This is a genomic window from Pseudomonas baltica (assembly GCF_031880315.1).
Taxonomy (GTDB): Bacteria; Pseudomonadota; Gammaproteobacteria; order Pseudomonadales; family Pseudomonadaceae; genus Aquipseudomonas.
In genome coordinates, this window is record NZ_CP134771.1 from 4108348 (window position 1) to 4131170 (window position 22823).

The 22823-nt window shown below is 62.5% G+C and carries 18 protein-coding genes and 1 pseudogene; 9 read left to right on the forward strand and 10 right to left on the reverse strand.

Annotated features, from left to right (window positions below; all coding sequences use genetic code 11):
* Positions 1–149 precede the first annotated feature (149 nt).
* A pseudogene (locus REH34_RS18365) lies at positions 150–1700 on the reverse strand (efflux RND transporter permease subunit); the annotation flags it as partial.
* A 189-nt stretch (positions 1701–1889) separates the two neighbouring features.
* Here REH34_RS18365 and REH34_RS18370 point away from each other — a divergent pair.
* Positions 1890–2300, forward strand: a complete 411-nt coding sequence (locus REH34_RS18370) for a hypothetical protein (RefSeq protein ID WP_311968706.1) — start codon at positions 1890–1892, stop codon at positions 2298–2300.
* A 234-nt stretch (positions 2301–2534) separates the two neighbouring features.
* Here the strand turns inward: REH34_RS18370 and REH34_RS18375 are convergent, their stop codons facing one another.
* The 5 genes from REH34_RS18375 to choX all read right to left on the reverse strand — a co-directional run bounded on the left by REH34_RS18375 (position 2535) and on the right by choX (position 7085).
* A complete protein-coding gene (locus REH34_RS18375) occupies positions 2535–2990 on the reverse strand; it encodes a thioesterase family protein (RefSeq protein WP_311968707.1) in 456 nt (151 codons plus the stop codon).
* Complete coding sequence (locus tag REH34_RS18380) at positions 2987–3952, reverse strand: L-carnitine dehydrogenase (protein WP_226504288.1); 966 nt, start codon at positions 3950–3952, stop codon at positions 2987–2989. The genes REH34_RS18375 and REH34_RS18380 overlap by 4 nt, the downstream gene beginning before the upstream one ends.
* 164 nt (positions 3953–4116) lie before the next feature.
* Positions 4117–5001 (reverse strand): 3-keto-5-aminohexanoate cleavage protein, encoded by an 885-nt coding sequence (locus REH34_RS18385; protein ID WP_311968708.1) that lies wholly within the window; start codon positions 4999–5001, stop codon positions 4117–4119.
* Positions 5002–5166: 165 nt separating this feature from the next.
* Positions 5167–5949, reverse strand: coding sequence for an RHS repeat-associated core domain-containing protein (locus REH34_RS18390; protein WP_311968709.1), 783 nt, complete (start codon positions 5947–5949; stop codon positions 5167–5169).
* A gap of 188 nt (positions 5950–6137) precedes the next feature.
* The gene (choX, locus tag REH34_RS18395; RefSeq protein WP_311968710.1) at positions 6138–7085 is read right to left on the reverse strand and encodes a choline ABC transporter substrate-binding protein; all 948 of its coding nucleotides are present in this window, start codon (positions 7083–7085) and stop codon (positions 6138–6140) included.
* Between the two features lie 228 nt (positions 7086–7313).
* On the opposite strand from choX, the gene REH34_RS18400 reads away from it, so the two are divergent.
* The gene (locus tag REH34_RS18400; RefSeq protein ID WP_311968711.1) at positions 7314–8249 is read left to right on the forward strand and encodes a GlxA family transcriptional regulator; all 936 of its coding nucleotides are present in this window, start codon (positions 7314–7316) and stop codon (positions 8247–8249) included.
* A gap of 27 nt (positions 8250–8276) precedes the next feature.
* Here REH34_RS18400 and REH34_RS18405 read toward each other — a convergent pair whose 3' ends face one another.
* Together REH34_RS18405 and REH34_RS18410 are read right to left on the reverse strand one after the other, a co-directional pair.
* On the reverse strand, positions 8277–8693 hold the full coding sequence (locus tag REH34_RS18405; protein WP_311968712.1) for a DUF3010 family protein: 417 nt from the start codon (positions 8691–8693) through the stop codon (positions 8277–8279).
* Entirely contained in the window at positions 8690–9124 is a 435-nt protein-coding gene (locus tag REH34_RS18410) for a lysozyme inhibitor LprI family protein (RefSeq protein ID WP_311968713.1), read from the reverse strand. The genes REH34_RS18405 and REH34_RS18410 overlap by 4 nt, the downstream gene beginning before the upstream one ends.
* 238 nt (positions 9125–9362) lie before the next feature.
* Here REH34_RS18410 and REH34_RS18415 point away from each other — a divergent pair, with 238 nt between their 5' ends.
* The 7 genes from REH34_RS18415 to REH34_RS18445 all read left to right on the forward strand — a co-directional run bounded on the left by REH34_RS18415 (position 9363) and on the right by REH34_RS18445 (position 18840).
* Positions 9363–10862: an amidase family protein gene (locus REH34_RS18415; RefSeq protein WP_311968714.1), complete on the forward strand. Its 1500-nt coding sequence runs from the start codon at positions 9363–9365 to the stop codon at positions 10860–10862.
* Between the two features lie 158 nt (positions 10863–11020).
* Entirely contained in the window at positions 11021–11998 is a 978-nt protein-coding gene (locus tag REH34_RS18420; RefSeq protein ID WP_226504296.1) for a dipeptidase, read from the forward strand.
* Positions 11999–12082: 84 nt separating this feature from the next.
* The gene (locus REH34_RS18425) at positions 12083–12613 is read left to right on the forward strand and encodes a DUF5943 domain-containing protein (protein WP_226504297.1); all 531 of its coding nucleotides are present in this window, start codon (positions 12083–12085) and stop codon (positions 12611–12613) included.
* A gap of 15 nt (positions 12614–12628) precedes the next feature.
* Positions 12629–14689, forward strand: coding sequence for a dimethylglycine demethylation protein DgcA (dgcA, locus tag REH34_RS18430; RefSeq protein ID WP_311968715.1), 2061 nt, complete (start codon positions 12629–12631; stop codon positions 14687–14689).
* Between the two features lie 179 nt (positions 14690–14868).
* Positions 14869–16815, forward strand: coding sequence for a dimethylglycine demethylation protein DgcB (gene dgcB / locus REH34_RS18435; protein WP_311968716.1), 1947 nt, complete (start codon positions 14869–14871; stop codon positions 16813–16815).
* Positions 16815–18035 carry an electron transfer flavoprotein subunit alpha/FixB family protein gene (locus tag REH34_RS18440; RefSeq protein ID WP_311968717.1) on the forward strand — a complete coding sequence of 407 codons (1221 nt, stop codon included), beginning with the start codon at positions 16815–16817 and terminating at the stop codon, positions 18033–18035. Before dgcB ends, REH34_RS18440 begins: the two co-directional genes overlap by 1 nt.
* A gap of 34 nt (positions 18036–18069) precedes the next feature.
* Positions 18070–18840, forward strand: a complete 771-nt coding sequence (locus tag REH34_RS18445; protein ID WP_226504465.1) for an electron transfer flavoprotein subunit beta — start codon at positions 18070–18072, stop codon at positions 18838–18840.
* A 158-nt stretch (positions 18841–18998) separates the two neighbouring features.
* On the opposite strand, the gene REH34_RS18450 is transcribed toward REH34_RS18445, so the two are convergent.
* On the reverse strand, positions 18999–21008 hold the full coding sequence (locus REH34_RS18450) for an acyltransferase family protein (protein WP_311968718.1): 2010 nt from the start codon (positions 21006–21008) through the stop codon (positions 18999–19001).
* A 510-nt stretch (positions 21009–21518) separates the two neighbouring features.
* Entirely contained in the window at positions 21519–22814 is a 1296-nt protein-coding gene (gene gbcA, locus REH34_RS18455; protein ID WP_226504303.1) for a glycine-betaine demethylase subunit GbcA, read from the reverse strand.
* Between the last annotated feature and the right edge of the window lie 9 nt (positions 22815–22823).

Genomic DNA, 22823 nt, shown 5'->3' on the forward strand with positions numbered 1-22823 from the left:
TCGTGCGCTTGGGATCTTGAAGTGTCCACCGCCCCAGCGTCGTGCGCTTGGGATCTTGAAGTGTCCACCGCTCCAGCGTCGTGCGCTTGGGATCTTGAAGTGTCAGCTGCTCCAGCGCGAAGAGGCCCGTCCTGCTGACCCGTTTCCCCATGCTGATCCCCTTCATGATGATTGATATAGGCATCTTCCGGATGATGCCCCTCACCGCCCTCGACCTTGTGCGGCTTGAGCAGGTACATCGCCAAGGTCGGCACCAGGGTCCGCGACAGCAAAAACGAACTGGCCATGGCGAAGATGACCGCCAGCGCCATCGGCCGGAACAGATAACCGGCGATGCCTTGCAGCATGAACATCGGCACGAACACGATGCAGATACACAGCAAGGACACGAACGCCGGCCCGACGATCTGCCTGGCGCCATCGAGGATCGCGTCCTTGACCGCCTTGCCTTGTTCCAGGTGCCAGTTGATGTTTTCGATGGTCACCGTGGCGTCATCCACCAGGATGCCAACGGCCAGCGCCAGCCCCCCGAGCGTCATGACGTTGAGGGTCTGCCCGGACACCGCCAGCAAGGCGATGGCCGACATCACCGCCAGCGGAATCGAAGCGGCGATGATCAGCGTCGAACGCCAGCTGCCGAGGAACAGCAGGATCATCACGCTGGTCAGCAAAGCGGCGATGATGCCTTCACGAGCAACGCTGCCGACCGACTCCTTGACGAACACCGAGGCATCGCCCAGCAACGTGGTCTTGAGCTCCGGCGGCAGGGTTTCGTTGATGCGCGGGAGCATGCCGCGAATGCTGTCGACGATTGACAGGGTCGAGATGTTGCCGTTCTTCAGCGCCGGCATCAGCACCGCGCGACGGCCGTCGACGCGCACGATATTGGTTTGCGGCGGCGAGCCGTCGCGCACGTGGGCGACCTGGCCGAGGGTGATTTCGGCGCCGTCGACCGTCTTGATCGGCAGGTCGTTGAGGGCGTCGATGGCGGTAGGGCTGTTGTTCAGCAGAATGGTGTATTCGTCACCGCCGAGTTTGGCGGTGCCCACCGGGATGATCTGGTTCTGCGCCGCCAGGGCGTTGGCCACATCCTGCGCCGACAGGCCCTTGGCGGCCAGCGCTTGCGGGTCGAGGTCGAGGGTGATCTGGCGTTGCTTGCCGCCCATTGGCGTCGGCATGGCCAGGCCCGGTACCGAGGTCAGTGGCAAGCGGACGCTGTTCTGCACCAGGTCACGAATCCGCGCTTCCGACAGCGTCGGGCTGGAGAACGCCATCTGCAGGATCGGCACCGTTGACGCGCTGTAGTTGAGGATCAATGGTGGGGTGATACCGGCCGGCATCTGCTTGAGCACGGTTTGCGACACCGCGGTCACTTGAGCGTTGGCCGTGCGGATATCGACACCCGGCTGGAAGAAGATCTTGACGATTCCCATGCCCGGCAAGGACTGCGACTCGATGTGCTCGATGTCGTTGACCGTGGTGCTCAGCGAGCGTTCGTAGGTGTAGATCACGCGTCCGGCCATGGCGTCTGGGGCCAGGCCGGCGTATTGCCAGACCACCGCGACCACTGGAATGCCGATGTCAGGGAACACATCGGTGGGTGTTCGTACGGCAGCGAGCGGCCCCACGATGCAGATGAAAATCGCCATCACGAGAAACGTATATGGCTTGGAAAGTGCGGTCTTGACCAGCCCGAGCATGCTAAGCCCCCCAATGTTGAATCGGCGCAGTCTTCCATGGAACACGCCAGACACTTCCTTAACTCGTATGAAGATTGCGTTAGGGCCTTGTTCATGGGGATTCATTTGTTTAGAGCGGTCGCGCTGCCCAAGCTTGTCGGCAAACAACACTGACTTCCTCTTTCTCGACTACGAATACAGGTACTGCTCATGAACGCAAAATGGCGTGTGTTGATCCCTCTGCTGGGTATGGTCGGGCTGCTTGCCGGCTGTGCCGGGCCGATGCCCAAGCCCGATCCGAATGATGCCTGGGTCGGCCTGCACGAAGAGCCGGACGCGGTGCTGATGGCCGCCGACCTGGACGGCAAGCGCTTGAACGACGGGCGTTACTTTGAAGTACCACCGGGCAAGCACCGGTTGGACATGACCTTGATCGTCGATGGCGTGGGCGACAACGACGAGCAGAACTGCTCGGCGCAGGTGGATTTTGGCCAGTTCAAGGCGGGCGGGCATTACAGCCTGGTGGAGAGCAGCCTGGGTGAGGATTACACGGTCAAGCTTGAAGACAGCAAGGGCAAGCAGATCGGGCATGCGTCTGATGTGACGTGCCTGCCGGGCTAACGGATTTGTGCTGATACGAGCGGCCCCTTCGCGGCCCGACGTGCACCCTTGCTCCGATAGTGTAAGCCGGCCCTGAGTCCTGCACCTGTGGGATCACAGCTCGCTGGCGAAGGGGCCGGTACAGCTCGCCAAAAACCATGGAATCTCCCGCAGAATCGACGGAACTGGAGCCGTACGCCTGCGCGAGCAAGGTTGCGTGTTTGGCGGCGAAGCGGCCATCCATGGCCACCCAAGTCAAAGCGCGATCTTGCGGCCTGCATATTCCGGTGCAGGCCAGTCTTGCTGGACAGCCGTTATTCGCTCCAGTGCCTCCTTCGTTTGCGGCGTAAAAGCCGCCGACTTCGGCCCCTCCAGATTCACTTGCAACAACATCTGCTCACTCGCCGCCATCACTTGCGCTTCTCCTTCGGGGTGGAGTGTCAGGTAGAGCTGCAAGCGCTTGCGATCCATCGCCATGATCTGGATCCGCGCCTCAACTGCTGCGCCCAGCTTCACTTCATGCAGATAATTGATGTGCGCCTCCAGGGTAAACAGCGTCAACCCGGTACGCTCACGGCTCCGTGCATCCAGGCCGATCTCGTCCATCAAGCCATCCACTGCATAGCTGAAAATCAGCAGGTAAAAGGCATCGCGCAGATGCCCGTTGTAGTCCACCCAGTCTGGCGGGATCGCGCCGCGCCAGCCGATCATTCTGCGAACGCCATGCCGTGCTTGGCCTTGGTCACCCGCACCGCGTCAAGTACTGCCAGCAGGCAGTCGTCGCGGTAGCGTTCCAGTGCGCTGATGCTGCGTTCGCCGAGTTGCTCCGTGGTGCCGTCGACCACGTCATCGATCAGCTTGTTGGTCAGTTCCGGCGCGGGCAGGTAGGTCCAGGGCAGTTGCAGCGCCGGGCCGAACTGGTTCATGAAGTGGCGCATGCCGGCATCGCCGCCGGCCAGGGTGTAGGTCAGAAAGGTGCCCATGAACGACCAGCGCAAGCCGGCGCCGAAGCGGATCGCGTCGTCGATTTCGCCGGTGGTGGCAACACCGTCGTTGACCAGGTGCAGGGCCTCGCGCCACAAGGCTTCGAGCAGACGATCGGCAATGAATCCGGGGACTTCCTTGCGTACGTGCAGCGGTCGCATGCCCAGCGATTGGTAGACCTTGATCGCCGCTTGCACGGCCTCGGGATCGGTCTGTTTGCCGCCGACGACTTCCACCAGCGGCAGCAGGTACACCGGGTTGAACGGATGGCCTACCACGCAGCGCTCGGGGTGCGTCGCGCCCTCGTAGAACTCGCTGGGCAGCAGGCCCGAGGTGCTGGAGCCGATCAAGGCGTTCGGTTTGGCGGCGGCGCTGATCCGGCTGTGCAATTGCAGCTTGAGATCGAGGCGCTCGGGGGCGCTTTCCTGGATGAAATCGGCGTCGCGCACGCATTCCTCGACAGTTGCCACAAAGCGCAGGCGCTCCTGGGAGGCGCTGGCGCTGAGGCCTTGCTTGACCAGTGCTGGCCAGGCATTGGCGATTCGTTGGCGCAAGGCGGCTTCGGCGCCGGGGGCAGGGTCCCAAGCGACCACGTCAAGGCCGTGGGCGAGGGCGCGGGCGACCCAGCCGCTGCCGATCACGCCGCTGCCGAGGGCGGCGAACGTCTTGATGTTGGTGATGTACGTCATGTGCGGTCCTCGTGTGTCGGATTCCGGCTGGGGAAATCCTTTAGATGTTTTGCAGGCCTGGATGGCCGCTTCGCGAGCAAGCTTTGCTCCCGCAGAGTTGCCAGAGTCGTACGCCTGTGGGAGCAAGGCTTGCCGCGAAGAGGGCAGAGGCCTGAGTCAAGGCATCAACGCCGGGTGAGGTTCATTTTTGCCCGGCCTTCGGCCGGCGTAAGGATGCGCGCGCCCAGGCGGGTGAGGATTTCACTCACGCGCTCGACCAATTGGCCGTTGGTCGCGAGCACGCCTTTTTCGAGCCACAGGTTGTCTTCCAGACCGACCCGCACATTGCCGCCCAGCAACACCGATTGCGCGGCCATGGGCATCTGCATGCGGCCGATGCCGAAACCGGACCACACCGCATCGCTGGGCAGGTTGTCGACCATGGCCTTCATGGTGGTGGTATCCGCCGGCGCGCCCCAAGGGATGCCTAGGCACAGCTGGAACAGCGGGTCGACCAGCAGCCCTTCCTTGATCATCTGCTTGGCGAACCACAGGTGGCCGGTATCGAAAATCTCCAGCTCGGCCTTCACGCCCAACTCGGTGATGCGCTGGGCGCCTGCACGCAGTTGCTGCGGGGTAGAGACGTAAATGGTGTTGCCGTCGCCGAAGTTGAGGGTGCCGCAATCCAGCGTGCAGATGTCCGGCAGCAACTCTTCGACATGGGCCAGGCGCGTCAGCGGGCCGACCAGATCGGTGCCGGGGCCGAAGTCGGTGGGCGATTCGCCCGCGCCGATCTCCAGGTCGCCGCCCATGCCAGCGGTGAGATTGACGATGATGTCGATGTCCGCCTCGCGGATGCGCTCCATGACTTCACGGTACAGCGCTACGTCACGGCTGAATTGCCCGGTCTGCGGGTCGCGCACATGGCAGTGGACCACGGTGGCGCCGGCCTTGGCGGCTTCGACGGCAGCGGCGGCGATCTGCTTGGGGGTGATGGGCACGAGGTGGCTCTTGCCGGTGGTGTCGCCCGCGCCGGTGAGGGCACAGGTGATGATGACGTCGTGGTTCATGGAGCTGATTCCTTTGGCCGGTTGGCGCTAACGGTGTTGACCGATACCTGCATCGGTGTGGCGCCCAGATTACGGTTTAGTCGCAAAGGAAAGGCGAACCACGGCGACGTGGACTTGTACACAGACGACTTGGGCGAGGAATACACGTAGTGGGCGGGAAGATATTTACGCCCTGATCCGTTGGACCAGGTTTTCAAATAGAGAGTTATTTTTATAGCCCGCAACTAATTCGGGATTTTGAAGTAAGTGTTTAAACTGCTGGTCGTATTCTGCTGCTTTAAGATAGTTGAAAGTTTCAGATACATCACCCTTCGTGGCCGAGGCTTTCAGGTAGGCGTCTTGAAGTTTAGCTCGCGCTTTATCTGGATTCTGGCCTGCACCATCCGTCGCCATTGAGAGTAGGCGCGAGTGAGTGGTCTCTGCTGCTTTTTTTGATGCGGGGATTGGTATGGCCGAACTTGAAGGTCTATTGATGGCTACAGGTCTCGTTTTTAATCGCGGAGTATTAATGTGTGTTCCTAATAGCTTTCCTACGTCAGGGTCTGTCTCTAGGAGGTGGTGAATTGTCCAAAGTTTTTTGAGCTGGAGATCATCTATAGGAATTGCCGTCCTTGCAGCACCCCATGCAGGCATATGCCCGGTAGGATCGAGATAGTTGATCGGGTCACTTTTCCCATAGGCATAGCAGTTCAACCCTCCTTTGCCAAAAGGACTGATACTATCCGGGCTATTGAACCGCATCAGTAAAGGGTTGTAGGTGCGGTAGCCGCTACCGAGCAAGTAATGGCACGATGGCGCCTCTTTGTACTGGCCGTTGAATGCCAATCGCGAGCGGACAGTTTGACTTTCTCGATGCAGGCCAAACGGAAGGTAACTCACAAAAGAGTGCCGCGATTGAGTCCTCAGGACGGAGTTATGCTGGTCAGTTGCTATCAGTTGAACACTCATTTTTTAATCTCCTGGTTTTGATGTCAGAGAGATTGCGCCGTGGGGTCTACAGTCGATAGCTATCAGATCTGGTAGGTAGCACCTCGCCGAATCGTTCAGTTACCCTCAATCCTAGGCGTTCATTACCGTTAAAGTGCTTGGTACCAAGCAGGATGAAAGTATTATCCAGAACGCCAGAGGTATTGATATCAAGGATTGGTCGTCAATTTGAGATTCCCACCCGCCGGCTTGCCATCGAACGTGGTCACCCCTTCAAGCCAGCGTTGCTGATCCGCCGGATGGGCCTTGAGCCAGGCCTTGGCCGACTCCAGCGCGTCCTTGTGATCGAGCAGCGGTTGCATCATCCGGCTCTCATCCTCGGCGCTGAAGGTCAGGTTGCTGACCAGCCGCTCCACGTTCGGGCAGCGGCTGGCGTAGTCCGGTGCGGTAACGGTCCATACCGTAGCCTTGCCTTCGTCCGGGCCCAGGGCGCCGTCGCTGCCGGTGAGGTAGGTCATCTTGATGTTGACGTTCATGGGGTGCGGGGCCCAGCCGAAGAATACGATGGCTTCATTGCGATTCACCGCGCGGCCCACCGCCGAGAGCATGCCGGCCTCGCTGGACTCCACCAGCTGGAAGCCGCCCAGGCCGAACTGGTTTTTGGCGATCATCGCCTTGATCTGGGTGTTGGCGCCCGAACCGGGCTCGATGCCGTAGATCTTGCCGCCCAGTTCGGTCTTGAACTTGGCGATGTCGGCGAAGTTTTTCAGGCCCTTGTCGGCCAGGTAGCTGGGTACTGCCAGGGTGGCGCGGGCGTCCTCCAGGCTGGGTTTGTCGAGCACGCGCACTTGCTTGGCGTCGACGAACGGCGTGATGGTCTGGGTCATCAGCGGGTTCCAGTAGCCGAGGAACAGGTCCAGACGCTGGTCACGGATGCCGGCGAAAATGATCTGCTGTGAAGCGCTGGTCTGCTTGGTCTCGTAGCCCAGGCCATCGAGCAGTACCTGAGTCATGGCGCTGGTGGCGATGACGTCGGTCCAGTTGACCACGCCCAGGCGTACGTTCTTGCAGCTGGGGGCTTCGGCGGCGCTGGCGTTCACGCTGAATATCGCGCTGGCGGTCAGGCTCAGCAAACAGCAACTCATCGATTTGTTCATGATGGCTCCTCGGGCTGGCGGCAGTTTCTCGTTGTTATAGGGCGTCGATGTCTGGGCACCGTGGCCCTGTCTAAGGTACGCAGCTGCCCGAGGGAAAAATCGCACTGCTGCGACGGGGACTTGCACGCTGGCGACCTGCCACGGTATTAACGTGCAGGTAGTGGTGTTGCTTAAATCGCTTTCGCAGGCAAGTCATGCCCGTGGTCCCAGTCCGTAAAGAAGACCCCCATGCCCCAGTGTTTTCATTTCCTGTTGTTACCCGGCTTTTCGGCGATGGGGTTCATCTCGGCCATCGAGCCGTTGCGCGTGGCCAATCGCTTCAAGGGCGAGCTGTATCGCTGGCAGGTGTTGAGCCTGGATGGCGGGCCGGTGACTGCCAGCAACGGCATGTCGGTGAACGCCGATGACGGCTTGATCGCGTTGAGCAAGGGCGCAACGCTTATGGTGGTGGCAGGCTTCGATCCATTACAGGCGTTTTGCGCGCCGTTGCAACATTGGCTGCGTCGCCATGATGGGGAAGGGGTGACGCTGGGTGGCATCGACACCGGCAGCTTCGTCCTGGCCGAGGCCGGGTTGCTGAGCGGTCATCGCGTGGCTTTGCACTGGGAGGCGCTGGACGCCTTTCGCGAGTCCTATCCCGCGCTCGAGGCCAGCCAGGAACTCTTCGAAGTCGATGGCCGGCGTATCACCTGCGCTGGCGGCACGGCGAGCATCGACCTGATGCTCGACCTGATCGCCCAGGCCCACGGCAGCGAACTCGCCATCCAGGTCTCCGAGCAGTTCGTGCTCAGCCGCATCCGCCCGCGCAAGGACCACCAGCGCATGCAGGTCGCCACGCGCTACGGCATCAACAACAAGAAGCTGGTGCAGGTGATCGGTGAGATGGAGCAGCACATGGAGCCGCCGCTCAGCACCCTGGAGCTGGCCGAACTGGCCAAGATCACCCGGCGGCAATTGGAGCGGCTGTTCAAACTGTACCTCAACGACACGCCGAGCAACTTCTACCTGCGCCTGCGGCTGGATAAGGGCCGCCAGCTGCTGCGCCAGACGGACATGAGTGTGCTGGAGGTGAGTATTGCCTGCGGGTTTGAATCGGCGTCGTATTTCACCCGCAGCTACCGGGTGAAGTTCGGCAAGAGCCCGCGGGAGGATCGGCGGGTTTAGGGGGAGGCCCGTGCAGACAGCGCAGAATCAGCGCTTGAGCAATACGGCGCAAGCGGCCTTGAAAGCGTCGTGCTGATATTTGTTCAGGGACGAAGGCAGTTCGGCGCCATGCTTCTTGGCCTGAGCGCTGATGGTTTGCGGGGAGACGAGAACGGTTTCGCATCCTTCGAGCAACTGCAGGATGCCCTCGATCTTGAACGTCGTCGGGCCGCCGGCAAACTCGCCTTTTTTACCGCGCTTCTTGATCGCCAACCGCTGGATGCCATTTTCAGCGACGAAGGCAGCAGCTTGTGCCGCAAATGCCCGTACATTCGCCGCCTGGTCATCATCGTCCAACGCCAGCTTCTTGAGCGTCAACGGCAAATGATTCACCGCGCCACCCTCTATAACGGCCAGGGCGAAGATCGCCTCGCTTGCCTTGATTTCCACACCACAGGTCTTCATTCGTCAGGAGCGTCCGATTCGCCGCCTTGGGTCGCCAAGGTCTGCAGGTATTCCGACCGCTCGTCGCTGCGCTGAGCCAGGCAGTTATTCTTGGTGGTTTCGGCGTCGCTGTCGTCGCTGCTGGACTCGAGGATTTCTACCGCGCAATCGGCGTCGCGCAGTTTTATCCACAGGTCGTTGGCGGCTTTGACCTTGTCCTGGTAGGTCTTGAGCAGTTCTTTCTGATCGCTGAACTGCGCGGAGATACGCGCCATCAGCTGGTTGTAGGCTTCATCCAGGCCACTTTGCGCGGTGTCCTTGTTGTAGACCGAGCACTTCAGGCTCTGGGCGCTGGTTTCTACCTTGTCGCAGGGTGTCGGGCCGTCTTCGTCCTTGTCTGCGGCATGTGCGCCGACGGCCAGCACGGCCAATACCCAAAGCATTGATCTCATCGGTGACGCCCTCATCAGTCTACGAAACATTTTGTGGCTGGATTTTGGCTCAGGTTGGCCGTAAAGAACAGCCGGCGATTTTGGATTGACGGACGGCACAGGGCTGTCCGTGCCTCGGCAAGGAATTTTGAGTAGGTGGGGCGGCAGCTTTCGCACGTTTGGCGTTGGCAGAAGGGCGTTTTCGTCCGCGCGCTCTGCGATAGATTGGCTTTGCAATCCCTCACTTCTGGAGTAAGAAATGGACTTCTCTGCAAAACTATTCACTGTGGTTGCCGGCGCTGTGCTGGCGATGTCTACCACAGTTTCCGTCGCCAATGCGGCGCCGACCCCTGTCGCGGCGTGCGGTATCGAGGCGGGCCTGGAGTACGCGACGGTCGCCGAACTGATCGCGGCCATGGAAAGTGGCGATCTGACTTCCGAACGCCTGGTCACGCATCTGCTGGCGCGAATCGAGCGCCTCAACGAGCAAGGGCCGCAGTTGCGCGCTGTGATAGAAACCAACGCCGAAGCCCTGGAGCTGGCGCGCGCACTGGATGCCGAGCGCGCCGAAGGCAATGTGCGCGGGGCGCTGCACGGTATTCCGGTGTTGCTCAAGGACAGTATCGAGACCGCCGACACCCTCAAGACCGCTGCCGGCTCGCTGGCGATGGTAGCGGCATCGGCCTCCCGTGATGCGCCGCTGGTCGCCAATCTGCGCGCGTCGGGCGCGCTGATCCTCGGCAAGGCCAATATGAGTGAATGGGCGAACTTTCGTGGTACCAATATCCCCAATGGTTGGAGCGGGCGAGGTGGGCAAACGCTCAGCGCCTATGGTGCGGATTATGAAGCCTGCGGCTCCAGCAGCGGTTCGGCGGTGGCTGTCGCCGCTGGCTTCGCGCCGCTGGCGGTCGGCACCGAGACGCTCGGCTCGATCATCTGTCCGGCGCTCCATGCCGGCGTCGTGGGCCTCAAGCCGACCCAGGGACTGATCGTCAACGAGGGCATCGTGCCGCTGTCGGTGCGTCAGGACACCGCCGGGCCTATGGCCCGGACCGTCGCCGACAGCGCACTGTTGCTGGCGATCCTGCAGGGCGATGAATCACTGGCTGAGCAGTACCAGCAAACGCTAGGTTCCGCCAGCCTGGACGGCAAGCGCATCGGATTTCCCGTGGAATACGCCGAGGGCCCGGCGCAGCGCAGCGACCAGCCACTGTTCTTGAAGGCGCTGGCGGCCATGCGCGAGGCCGGTGCGCAACTGGTGCCGATTTCCGCGCAGGTGGCCCCTGATTTCGACGTACTGTACCTGCTGCTGCAAGACTTCAAGACCGCCATCCCCGCCTACCTGCAAAGTCGCGAAGGCCTGGGCCTCAGTACCCTCGAAGAGCTGATCGAGTTCAATCGCACCCAGCCGGGCAACGCCGAGTACAACCAGGCGTGGATGCTGATGGCCAGCAACTGGGAAATGACGCCTGATCAGTACACCGCCATGCTCGAACGCGTAGTCGCTGTTAACCAAGCGGCACTGGATGCCCCCCTTGAGGCGCACACGCTGGATGCGCTGGTATTTCCGACGGCGCAGCCGTCCTGGGCGATGGCCGCCAGCGCGGGCTATCCGAGCCTGAACGTGCCCACCGGGCACGGTGACGACGGCCTGCCGGGCGGTATGACCTTTATCGGCAAGGCCAAGGCCGAAACCGACCTGCTGGCGCTCGCTGCCGCCTATGAGGGGCTCGTCCCCGCCAACTGCCCGACCCTGTAAGCCGCAAAGGAGGTCCGCGGGCCTCCTTTGTCGCCCTTTGACGCTTTCGGCAATTCCCTTGTCGTTTTTGCATCCGGGCCGTCTGGCGCCTAGGCATATGCTGGCCTCAATAGCGCCGGCAGACGATTCGGCGTACCACGCCTATAGGGGACAGCCTGATGAGCCCAGCCGAATTGCACGCCGACAGCATCGTTATCGATGGCCTGATCATCGCCAAGTGGAACCGTGAACTGTTCGAAGACATGCGCAAAGGCGGCCTGACCATGGCCAACTGCACCGTGTCGGTGTGGGAAGGTTTCCAGGCGACGATCAACAGCATCTGCTCCAGCCAGAAGCTGATGCGCGAGAACAGTGACCTGGTCATGCCGGTGCGCACCACCGCCGACATCCGCAAAGCCAAGGAAACCGGCAAGACCGGCATCATGTTCGGCTTCCAGAACGCCCACGCCTTTGAAGACCAGATCGGCTATGTCGAGATCTTCAAGCAGCTGGGCGTCGGTATCGTACAGATGTGCTACAACACCCAGAACCTGGTCGGCACCGGCTGCTACGAGCGCGACGGCGGCCTGTCGGGCTTCGGGCGCGAGATCGTCGCCGAGATGAACCGCGTCGGGGTGATGTGCGACCTGTCCCACGTCGGCTCGAAAACATCCGAAGAAGTCATCCTCGAATCGAAAAAACCGGTGTGCTACTCCCACTGCCTGCCGTCGGGCCTCAAGGAGCACCCGCGCAACAAATCCGACGCCGAGCTCAAATTCATCGCCGACCACGGCGGTTTCGTCGGTGTGACCATGTTCGCGCCATTCCTGGCCAAGGGCATCGAGTCGACCATCGACGATTACGCCGAAGCCATCGAATACACCATGAACATCGTCGGTGAAGACGCCATCGGCATCGGTACCGACTTCACCCAGGGCCACGGCCAGGACTTCTTCGAATACCTGACCCACGACAAGGGCTACGCTCGCCGCTTGACCAGCTTCGGCAAGATCATCAACCCGCTGGGCATCCGCACCGTGGGCGAGTTCCCCAATTTGACCGAGACCCTGCTCAAGCGCGGCCACAGCGAGCGCACGGTGCGCAAGATCATGGGCGAGAACTGGGTGAACGTCCTCAAGGATGTGTGGGGAGAATAAGTAGTCCCCACCCTTTCAATCTCTCTTTTCCAACCTCCGCCCCAGGGCGGAGGGCCGACATCCCCTTTCCGGAGTTCAAGCACCATGGCCAAAATCGCCCCGCAACTGCCCATCGAAGTCGACAGCGAAACCGGCGTCTGGACCTCCGATGCCCTGCCGATGCTCTACGTGCCGCGGCACTTTTTCGTCAACAACCACATGGGTATCGAAGAAGTCCTGGGCGCCGATGCCTACGCCGAGATCCTCTACAAGGCCGGCTACAAATCTGCCTGGCACTGGTGCGAAAAAGAAGCCGAATGCCATGGCATCGAAGGCGTCGCGGTGTTCGAGCACTACATGAAGCGCCTGTCGCAGCGTGGCTGGGGCCTGTTCAAGATTCAGGACATCGACCTCGACAAAGGCACCGCCAGCGTCAAGCTCGAGCACTCCTGCTTCGTCTACGTGTACGGCAAGGTCGGGCGCAAGGTCGACTACATGTTCACCGGCTGGTTCGCCGGTGCCATGGACCAGATCCTCGCCGCCAAGGGCAGCAGTGTGCGTACCGTCGCCGAGCAAGTGTATGGCGGCTCCGAAGAAGGCCACGAAGATGGCCTGTTCACCGTCAAACCGTTGTAAGCCGAGGACCGTGCCATGGCTTTCGAAGCGATGTTCCAGCCGATCCAGATCGGCAAACTGACGATCCGCAACCGCGTGCTCAGTACTGCGCACGCCGAGGTCTATGCCACCGATGGCGGCATGACCACCGACAGATACGTCAAGTATTACGAAGAGAAAGCCAAGGGCGGTATCGGCCTGGCCATTTGCGGCGGCTCCTCCAGCGTGGCCATCGACAGCCCTCAGGGCTGGTGGAAATCCGTCAACCTGGCCACCGACAAGATCATCCCGCACTTCCAGAATCTCGCCGACGCCATGCACAAGCACGGCGCCAAGATCATGATCCAGATCACCCACATGGGCCGTCGCTCGCGCTGGGACGGCGACCACTGGCCAACCCTGATGTCGCCGTCGGGCATCCGCGAGCCGGTGCACCGCGCCACCTGCAAGACCATCGAGCCTGAAGAAATCTGGCGCGTGATCGGCAACTACGCCAGCGCTGCGGCGCGGGCCAAGGCCGGGGGCCTGGACGGCGTCGAGCTGTCGGCCGTGCACCAGCACATGATCGACCAGTTCTGGAGCCCGCGGGTCAACAAGCGTATCGACGAATGGGGCGGCAGCTTCGAGAACCGCATGCGCTTCGGCATGGAAGTGCTCAAGGCCGTGCGCAAAGAGGTCGGCGACGATTTCTGCGTGGGCCTGCGCATCTGCGGCGATGAATTCCACCCCGATGGCCTCAGCCACGAGGACATGAAGGAGATCGCCAAGTACTACGCCGACACCGGCATGATCGACTTCCTCGGCGTGGTCGGCTCGGGGTGCGACACCCACAACACCCTGGCCAACGTCATCCCCAACATGAGCTACCCGCCGGAGCCGTTCCTGCACCTGGCAGCCGGTATCAAGGAAGTGGTCAAGGTCCCGGTGCTGCACGCGCAGAACATCAAGGACCCGAACCAGGCTACGCGGATTCTGGAAGGCGGCTACGTCGACATGGTCGGCATGACCCGCGCGCACATCGCCGACCCGCACCTGATCGCCAAGATCAAGATGGGCCAGATCGACCAGATCAAGCAGTGTGTGGGCGCCAACTACTGCATCGACCGCCAGTATCAGGGGCTGGACGTGCTGTGCATCCAGAACGCCGCCACCTCCCGTGAGTACATGGGCGTGCCGCACATCATCGAGAAAACCACCGGCATCAAGCGCAAGGTGGTGATCGTCGGTGCCGGGCCGGCCGGGATGGAAGCCGCCCGTGTGTCGGCCGAACGCGGCCACGACGTGACGTTGTTCGAGAAGAAGGAATTCATCGGCGGGCAGATCACCACGGCGTCCAAGGCGCCGCAACGGGACCAGATCGCCGGTATCACTCGCTGGTTCCAGCTGGAGCTGGCGCGCTTGAAGGTCGACCTGCGCCTGGGCACCGCTGCCGATATCGCCACCATCATGGACTTGCGTCCGGACGTGATCGTGCTGGCGGTGGGCGGGCACCCGTTCCTCGAGCAGAACGAACACTGGGGTGCGGCCGAGGGGCTGGTGGTCAGCAGCTGGGACGTGCTCGACGGCAAGGTCGCGCCAGGCAAGAACGTGCTGGTGTACGACACCATCTGCGAGTTCACCGGCATGTCGGTGGCGGACTTTCTGGCCGACAAGGGCAGCCAGGTGGAGATCGTCACCGATGACATCAAGCCCGGCGTGGCCATCGGCGGTACGTCGTTCCCGACCTACTACCGCAGCATGTACCCCAAGGAAGTGATCATGACCGGCGACCTGATGCTGGAAAAGGTCTACCGCGAGGGCGACAAGCTGGTGGCGGTGCTGGAGAACGAATACACCGGCGCCAAAGAGGAGCGGGTGGTCGACCAGGTGGTGGTCGAGAACGGCGTGCGGCCTGACGAAGTCCTCTACTACGGGCTCAAGGAAGGCTCGCGCAACAAGGGCCAGATCGATATCGACGCCTTGTTCGCGATCCAGCCGCAGCCTTCGCTGAGCACCACGGGTGACGGCTATTTGCTGTTCCGTATCGGCGACTGCGTGGCCCAGCGCAACACCCACGCGGCGATCTACGACGCGCTGCGGTTGTGCAAGGATTTCTAAGGCTGCTCTAACGGCTTGCCCATGACCTGTGGGAGCAAGGCTTGCCCGCGAAGGGCGCGACGCGCAGCAACGGATGCGCCGCGGCGTCTGCTTCGCGAGCAAGCTCTGCTCCCACAGGTAATGCGCAAGGCATCCGCAATTTTCGCCTGCAAGACCCGTGGTCTTTGGGAGCCCGCATCATGTTGAACACCCTTCTCCCGATCCTGCTGTTCGCGGCGCTGGGGCTTGCTGCTCTGGGCGCGGTGCGCCGGGTGCGCATGTGGCGCCGGGGCCGTGCCGCGCAGGTCGACCTGCTCGGTGGCCTGCTGGCCATGCCCAAGCGCTACATGGTCGACCTGCACCATGTGGTGGCCCGCGATAAATACATCGCCAACACTCACGTGGCCACGGCTGGCGGTGCGGTGCTGGCAGCCGTACTGGCGATCCTGGTGCATGGTTTTGGTCTGCACAACCGCTTCCTCGGCTACGCGCTGCTGTTGGCCACCGCTCTGATGTTCGTCGGTGCCTGCTTCGTCTATGCGCGCCGTCGCCATCCACCGGCGCGGCTGTCCAAGGGTCCGTGGATGCGGCTGCCGAAGAGCCTGCTGATGTTTTCGGCAAGCTTTTTTATCGCCACCTTGCCGGTGGCCGGCATCCTCCCAGCCGACTTTGGTGGCTGGGTCGTGGCCGTGATCCTTGGTATCGGCGTGTTCTGGGGCGTGTCGGAACTGTTTTTCGGCATGACCTGGGGCGGGCCGATGAAGCACGCCTTCGCCGGTGCCCTGCACCTGGCCTGGCACCGGCGCGCCGAACGTTTCAACGGTGGCCGCTCGACTGGTCTCAAGCCGCTGGACTTCGCCGACAAGGGTGCGCCGCTGGGCGTCGAAAAACCCAAGGACTTCACCTGGAACCAACTGCTCGGTTTCGACGCCTGCGTGCAGTGCGGCAAGTGCGAAGCCGCGTGCCCGGCGTTCGCCGCCGGCCAGCCGTTGAACCCGAAAAAACTGATTCAGGACATGGTCGTCGGCCTGGCGGGCGGTACCGACGCCAAGTTCGCCGGTAGCCCGTATCCAGGCAAGCCTGTTGGCGAACACAGCGGCAATCCGCACCAGCCGATCGTCAACGGCCTGGTGGACGCCGACACTCTGTGGTCGTGCACCACCTGCCGCGCCTGCGTCGAGGAATGCCCGATGATGATCGAGCACGTCGATGCCATCGTCGACATGCGCCGCCATCTCACCCTCGAGAAGGGCGCCACGCCCAACAAGGGCGCCGAAGTGCTCGACAACCTGATCGCCACCGATAACCCCGGCGGCTTCAACCCGGGTGGGCGAATGAACTGGGCGGCCGACCTCAACCTCAGCCTGATGGCCGACAAGCCTGATGCCCAGGTGCTGTTCTGGGTCGGCGACGGTGCCTTCGACATGCGCAACCAGCGCACCCTGCGCGCCTTCGTCAAAGTGCTCAAGGCCGCCAAGGTCGACTTCGCCGTGCTTGGGCTCGAAGAGCGTGACAGCGGTGACGTCGCCCGTCGCCTGGGTGACGAAGCGACCTTTCAACTGCTGGCCAAACGCAATATCAAGACCCTCGACCAGTACCGTTTCAAGCGCATCGTCACCTGCGATCCGCACAGCTTTCACGTGCTGAAGAACGAATACGGCGCCCTCGGCGGCCACTATGAGGTGCTGCACCACAGCACCTTCATGGCCGAACTGGTGACCGCCGGCCAACTCAGTCTCGTTCAGCACAAAGGCGGCAGCGTCACCTATCACGACCCGTGCTACCTGGGCCGCTACAACGGCGAATACCAGGCGCCGCGCGACGTGCTCAAGGCGCTGGGCATCGAGGTCAAGGAGATGCAGCGCTCGGGTTTCCGTTCGCGTTGCTGCGGCGGCGGCGGCGGTGCGCCGATCACCGATATCCCTGGCAAACAGCGCATCCCTGACATGCGCATGGACGACATTCGCGAGACCCAGGCCGAACTGGTCGCCGTCGGTTGCCCGCAATGCACGGCCATGCTTGAAGGGGTGGTCGAGCCACGGCCGTTGATCAAGGACATCGCCGAGCTGGTCGCCGATGCCCTGATCGAAGAAGCGGCCGCCGCCAAGCCGGTAGTGGTCAAACGTGAACCCGCGGAGGTCAACTGATGAGCGACATCATCCGCCGCGATCCCCGTGCCGAGTGGATCGCCCGCAATCGCTTGCACCCGCTGCATGCCGCCCTGCAGCCGGTGCAAGGCAGCTGGATGGGGCCCCAGGGCGTCATCCGTAAAAACCCGCATGTGGGCGCTTTTATCGGCCCCAACGGCGTCAAGCGTATCGACCGCAGCGGCGCGCAGCAGGGTGGCAGCAGCAAACGTGGCGCCGCCCCGCAAGTGCAGTTGCCGCTGCATCGGATTGCCGAGCCAGCGTTTTATATCAGTGTGGTGCCCGACATGGTCGGCGGCCGCCTGAGCAGCCATGACCGCGACGTGCTGGGCCTGGCACATCGCTTGGCCGGTAGCGATGGCGCGGTGCTGGCGATCGTGTTCGGCGAGCATAAGGAGAGCGCCTTCGATACCGCCGGCGTCGACCGCCTGTTGATACTCGACGGCAGCGAATTCGACGGCTATGCGCCTGAGCAACGGGTGCAGGGCCTGCGCGCTGTGGACAGCCAGTTGCGCCCGCGGCACTGGTTGCTGCCCGACAGCCGTACCGGCGGTGGTGAATTGGGCAGGCGCTTTGCCGCCAGCCTCGGCGAGCGACCGGCGACACGGGTGTGGCAGATCAAGGATCAACAGTGCATCGGCCGCGCCGGTGCGGGGCTGCAAGACCTCGCCCGCGATTTGCCACGGTTGATTCTGGCCGCTGCCGAATGCGCCGAGCCTGTGGATGAAACCCGTCATGAAGCGCTGGCCGTGGAGTTATCCACAAGGGCTGCGCGCAGCTTGCCGCGCATCGAGGACCTGGGTGCGGTGGCAGTCGACCCGGCAGCGATTCCCATGGCCGAGGCGGAGTTCATCTTCTCGGGCGGTAACGGCGTCAAGGACTGGGATTTGTTTCACCGCACCGCCGCCGCCCTGGGCGCCACTGAAGGTGCCTCGCGGGTGGCCGTGGACGATGGCTTCATGGGGCGCGATCGGCAAGTGGGTGCCAGTGGCACCTGGGTCACGGCGCGGGTCTATGTGGCGGTCGGCATCAGCGGTGCGATCCAGCATCTGCAAGGGATAGGCGCGTGCGACAAGGTCATTGCCATCAACCTAGATGCCGGTTGCGACATGATCAAACGCGCGGACTTGTCGGTGATCGGCGAGAGCGCCGCGATCCTCCAGGCACTGATCGCCGCCATGGCGGCCTACCGTAACCCAGCCACGCGCGATGCGGCCTGAGGAGACTGTTGTGAATGCACCTTTCAAGCACCCACTGAGCACCAAGGTCATCAGCCTGGTGTCCATCGGCGCCCACCCGACCTCGGGCCGCGCGCGACGCGCCGAGCAGGATGCCCGCGCCGTGGAGCTGGGCCTGCAGTTGGTCGGCACGCAGTTGCAGGTGCTGCACGCCGGCGACGCCAACGAGCCGGCCTTGCGCGCCTACATGGGCATGGGCCTGGAGTGCCTGCACGTACTGGAAACCCCGGCCGGTGGCGATGCGCTACCGGCGCTGGCTGACTACCTGCGCGATGCCGGAGCCCAATTGGTGCTCACCGGCGCCCAGGCGGAAACCGGCGAAGGCTCCGGCATGCTGCCGTTTCTGCTCGCCGAGCAATTGGGCTGGCCGGTGATCGTCGGGCTGGCCGAGGTCGAGTCCATCGAGCACGGCGTGGCCTTGGTGCTGCAAGCCTTGCCGCGCGGGCAACGGCGGCGCCTCAAGGTGCGCTTGCCGATGCTCGCCACGGTTGATAACGCCGCCCCCAAGCCCCGGCAAAGCGCCTACGGCCCGGCCCAGCGCGGGACCTTCGAGGTCGATGAAGTGGAGATCGTCGACGACCAACTGCTCGCCAGCGCCGAGCTGCAACCGGCCAAGCCGCGGCCCAAGCGCTTGAAGGTGATCAAGGCCAAGAGCGGCGCAGATCGCATGAAAGCCGCCACGGCCAAGGCCAGTGGCGGCGGCGGGCAAGTGCTCAAGGGGGTGAGCGCCGAGGAGGGTGCGGCGGCGATACTCAAATTGCTGGTGGAGGAGGGGGTGGTGCGCTGACACGGTCTGGAGTCCTCTACCCTATTCCAGGATTATCTACGTCACGGGGTGTTGGCTCGTCCAGTACGCCGACGATGACTCCTCCCTTTGAAAAAAGTCGTCAGCTTCGCCGCCTGATATAGTTTGCCAACCCGCCATTCATCTAGTAGCAAGGCAAATTATATATCCCGCCAGATACTTATCAGCGCCCCGGTCAAGCTGCGCTCCAGAGTCCGATTGCCATGCCCGCTGAGATGATCCGAATCGTCGTACAGCGGCCTGCCCTCTCTGTCGTACGCCGAACAGGCCGAATACGGGCAGAGCAGTGGTAGCGGGTCCCAGACATGCAGGCTGGGGTAGTCCCGTTGCAACTGCGCCAGTAGTTGCAACTGCGGCGCGCGCAGTTTCGCAATCTGGGCGCGCTCGACCGTCAGGCCGGGAGCGCATACCGGGTTCATGTGGTTGAACCCGTCCGAGCAGCGGTTGGGCGGTGCCTTGAACAGCGGCTTGGGCGCATCGATGAGGATTTGCGCCTGGGTCGCTGCAAGCCGCGTCAGCATGGCCCGCGCGGAGATATCCGCCTGTGTTGTATCCACCTCGGCCAATGCCTGCGCCCAGGCAGCCTGCTCCCCGGCCTGCCAATCACGCCCGGCCAGTTCGGGCATGCGCAGCGAGGCCAGCCACACGATATCCCCCGGGTTGGCCCGCGCTTCGATGTCCGCCAGCGCCGCTTCACGCTCTGCGTCGCAGTCTTCGGGATCGGCACCGATCAGGCTCACCACAGCACAGCCGCCGTGCTCGTATTCCCGGACTTGCACCCCTAGGCGCAGCTCCACCAGCTTGAGCAGGGTGCGATAGGCCGCAGTATGGGAGTCGCCCAGCACGAACAGCTGCCGGCCCTCGATCTCGGGGTCGTCCACGGGCTCGACGGTCTCGCGAGGATAGTGCTTGTAGGCGTGCCACAGGTAGCTGTCGCGGGTCTGGCTGAGCGATATCGCCGCGGTATTGTCGGTGATCCACAGAGCCGCCAGCCACGTCATGCCCACTGCCACGAGGCTGGCGCTGATCGTGACCCAAGCGTTGCGCTGCAGCAGCGAACGCCCCGCGCGAATCGGGGTTTCGATCCAGTGATAGGAGCCTGCCGCCAGCGCCAGTACGATAAAGGGATAGAGCACCTGCGCCTCCAGCAGCTCCAGGCCGGTAGTCCAGCGCAGGAACACCGCCACCGGCCAGTGCCACAGGTACAGCGAATAGGACAGCCGACCGACGTACACCAGGGGCGGCGATTGCAGCAGTGTATGCAGCGGCGACCGGCAGCTCGCGGGTTGGAGGGTCACGGCGGCGATCAGCAGCAAGGTGCCACTGACGGTCACCAACGCCCACGGGAAGGGGAACAACTTGCGCTCGGCGTATACGAAGCCCAGCGTCACCAGCCCCATGCCGGCCATCAATAGCACCTGTGCCAGCCAGCCGCCGCGAACGGTGAGCGTTTTGTTGCCCAGCGCCTGAAACAGCAGCGCTCCGGCGGCCAGCTCCCAGAACCGACTGGGCAACAGGTAGAACGCCGACAGCGGATCGGTAGCGGTTTGCACGCCACTGACGATCAACGAGGCCAGCGCAAGGGCCGGCAGCAGCGCCCAGGCAAACTTCAGATGCGTCCTACAACGGCGGTACAAAAAATAAATCGCTGGAAACAGCAGGTAGAACTGTTCTTCCACCCCCAGCGACCAGGTATGCAAGAAGGGGTTGAGCTCGGCGCGGGGCGAAAAGTACGGGTTGATGTTCCCCGCCAGGGTGAAATTGCTCAAGCCAATGATGGCCGCCAGTCCGGTCTGGTCGTTTTGATTGCTCAGCCACACCTGCGGCACGAACAACGCCGCCACTACGAAGCTGACCAGCAGCACCACCAGCAACGCCGGCAGGATGCGCAGCAGGCGACGGCGGTAGAAATCCAGCAGATACGCGCCAAACCCCAGGTGCGTGCGCTCGGCGAGGGCGCGGGTGATCACGTAGCCGGAGATGACGAAGAACATGTCGACCCCGGTAAACCCGCCCGGTAGCAGGTCGAGGAAGTCGAGATGGAACACGATCACACTCAGCATCGCGATGGCGCGCAGGCCGTCGATGCCGGGCAGGTAGTGAGCGGCGCGCGCCGGCGACGATGGGATCTGGAGCGAGGGGGAATACATGGGCGGCCCGTCTCTTGTGCTTGGAGGGGCAACGACGTTAAAGCAAGAGGCGCGAAGGCGGCAGAGCTATTGGATTGCGGGGTATTTCAATTCTGATGGCGCAGAGCGGCCTATGGGAGGGCATGCACTCTGCGCCGCGGCGAGGCTTAGTCGCGGTTCTGCATCCCTGCGTCACGTCGTCTTGGTCGGACGGTCAAATCCGGCCGCTGAATTGGCAGCGGCTGGCGAACGATACCTAGGCAGCCGCAGCCCGACCGCCGATAACTCGTCCCCGCCGCGTATGCATTGCAACCTGTCAGAAGTATCAGGTTCGCCTTCTCTGGCGCTGGCCCACAATGGCGCTCAAAAGAATGAGGCTGGAACTTGAGCGGATGTCAGCTTCTAGCTGGCGCAAGTCTGTTCCAGCGCCACGCCCCCGTACACCTTTACCTGCGGATATGCTCGCCATTCGGGGAAGCTAGAAAATATCGCGCCTACTGCAACGAGCAGGCGCCCTATCTCGTTTTGAACCTACTCGTGCACCGCCACCCCTTTCAAATACGCCGCAGGCTCAGCCCCCAGATTCGCCAGCAGCCGCTCGCTGTACCAATCGATAAAATTCACCACCCCAAACTCATAGGTCTTCGAATATGGCCCTGGCTGATACGCCGTCGAGTTGATGCCCTGCTGGTTCACTTCCGCCAGGCGGCGGTCCTGGTCGTTGGTCGCATCCCACACCTGGCGCATACGCTCTACGTCGTAGTCCACGCCTTCTACAGCATCCTTGTGCACCAGCCACTTGGTGGTGACGATGGTTTCCTGAGCGCTGATCGGCCACACCGTGAAAACGATGATGTGGTCGCCCATGCAGTGGTTCCACGAGTGCGGCAGGTGGAGGATGCGCATCGAGCCCAGGTCGGGGTTCTTGATGCGGCCCATGAGTTTTTTGCAGCCGACCTGGCCGTCGAGGGTCATGGACACGGTGCCCTTGAGCAGTGGCATGCGCACGATCCGGTTGCGCAGGCCGAAGCTGGCGTGGGCGTAAGGGATCTTCTCGGCTTCCCAGGCGGCGGCGGAAGCGGCTACGTGGTCCTTGAAGGCCTGGTCGGCGCGCGGGTCGGTGACGTCGTCCCATTCGAGCAGGGTTTTCAGCAGCTCTGGGTGCGAGCCGCCGCAGTGGTAGCACTCGCGGTTGTTCTCGAGCACCAGCTTCCAGTTGGCTTTTTCGACCAGGGTGGTTTGCACCGCCACCTTGGTGTTTTCCATGTCGTACGGTTCCATGTAATGGTCGAGCGTACTGAGGAAGTTATCGATGGCTGGCGGGTTTTCGGCCAGGCTGATGAAGATGTAACCCCCGGCAGTCTTCACGTTGACCGGCTTGAGGCCGTATTGCTTCATGTCGAAATCGGCGCCCATTTCGGTGCCGGCGAACAGCAGGCGGCCGTCAAGCTCGTAGGTCCACTGGTGGTAGCCGCACACCAGCTTGGCGACCTTGCCCTTTTCGGCGGTGCACAGGCGCGAGCCGCGGTGGCGGCAGACGTTGTGGAATGCATGGACTTTGCCTTCGGCACCGCGCACTACGATGATCGGGTTCTTGCCGATCTGCAGGGTGAGGAAATTACCCTTGGTCGGGATTTCGCTGGTCATGCCAGCGATCAGCCATTCCTTGTGGAAGATCTCCTGCATGTCGATCTCGAACAGCCGCTCGTCGTTATAGAACGGTTGCGGCAGCGAGAAGGTGCGCTCGCGGTTCTGCAGCATTTCGGCGGTAGCCTTGCGTGCGGGTTCCAGCGGGTCGCCCAGGCTCAGGGTTGCGGTGACGTCCATCGATCGATC

Coding starts and splice junctions, on each gene's coding strand:
- REH34_RS18370 (WP_311968706.1), top strand. CDS start 1,890: ATGAACGCAAAATGGCGTGTGTTGATCCCTCTGCTGGGTATGGTCGGG.
- REH34_RS18375 (WP_311968707.1), bottom strand. CDS start 2,990: ATGATCGGCTGGCGCGGCGCGATCCCGCCAGACTGGGTGGACTACAAC.
- REH34_RS18380 (WP_226504288.1), bottom strand. CDS start 3,952: ATGACGTACATCACCAACATCAAGACGTTCGCCGCCCTCGGCAGCGGC.
- REH34_RS18385 (WP_311968708.1), bottom strand. CDS start 5,001: ATGAACCACGACGTCATCATCACCTGTGCCCTCACCGGCGCGGGCGAC.
- REH34_RS18390 (WP_311968709.1), bottom strand. CDS start 5,949: ATGAGTGTTCAACTGATAGCAACTGACCAGCATAACTCCGTCCTGAGG.
- choX (WP_311968710.1), bottom strand. CDS start 7,085: ATGAACAAATCGATGAGTTGCTGTTTGCTGAGCCTGACCGCCAGCGCG.
- REH34_RS18400 (WP_311968711.1), top strand. CDS start 7,314: ATGCCCCAGTGTTTTCATTTCCTGTTGTTACCCGGCTTTTCGGCGATG.
- REH34_RS18405 (WP_311968712.1), bottom strand. CDS start 8,693: ATGAAGACCTGTGGTGTGGAAATCAAGGCAAGCGAGGCGATCTTCGCC.
- REH34_RS18410 (WP_311968713.1), bottom strand. CDS start 9,124: ATGAGATCAATGCTTTGGGTATTGGCCGTGCTGGCCGTCGGCGCACAT.
- REH34_RS18415 (WP_311968714.1), top strand. CDS start 9,363: ATGGACTTCTCTGCAAAACTATTCACTGTGGTTGCCGGCGCTGTGCTG.
- REH34_RS18420 (WP_226504296.1), top strand. CDS start 11,021: ATGAGCCCAGCCGAATTGCACGCCGACAGCATCGTTATCGATGGCCTG.
- REH34_RS18425 (WP_226504297.1), top strand. CDS start 12,083: ATGGCCAAAATCGCCCCGCAACTGCCCATCGAAGTCGACAGCGAAACC.
- dgcA (WP_311968715.1), top strand. CDS start 12,629: ATGGCTTTCGAAGCGATGTTCCAGCCGATCCAGATCGGCAAACTGACG.
- dgcB (WP_311968716.1), top strand. CDS start 14,869: ATGTTGAACACCCTTCTCCCGATCCTGCTGTTCGCGGCGCTGGGGCTT.
- REH34_RS18440 (WP_311968717.1), top strand. CDS start 16,815: ATGAGCGACATCATCCGCCGCGATCCCCGTGCCGAGTGGATCGCCCGC.
- REH34_RS18450 (WP_311968718.1), bottom strand. CDS start 21,008: ATGTATTCCCCCTCGCTCCAGATCCCATCGTCGCCGGCGCGCGCCGCT.
- gbcA (WP_226504303.1), bottom strand. CDS start 22,814: ATGGACGTCACCGCAACCCTGAGCCTGGGCGACCCGCTGGAACCCGCA.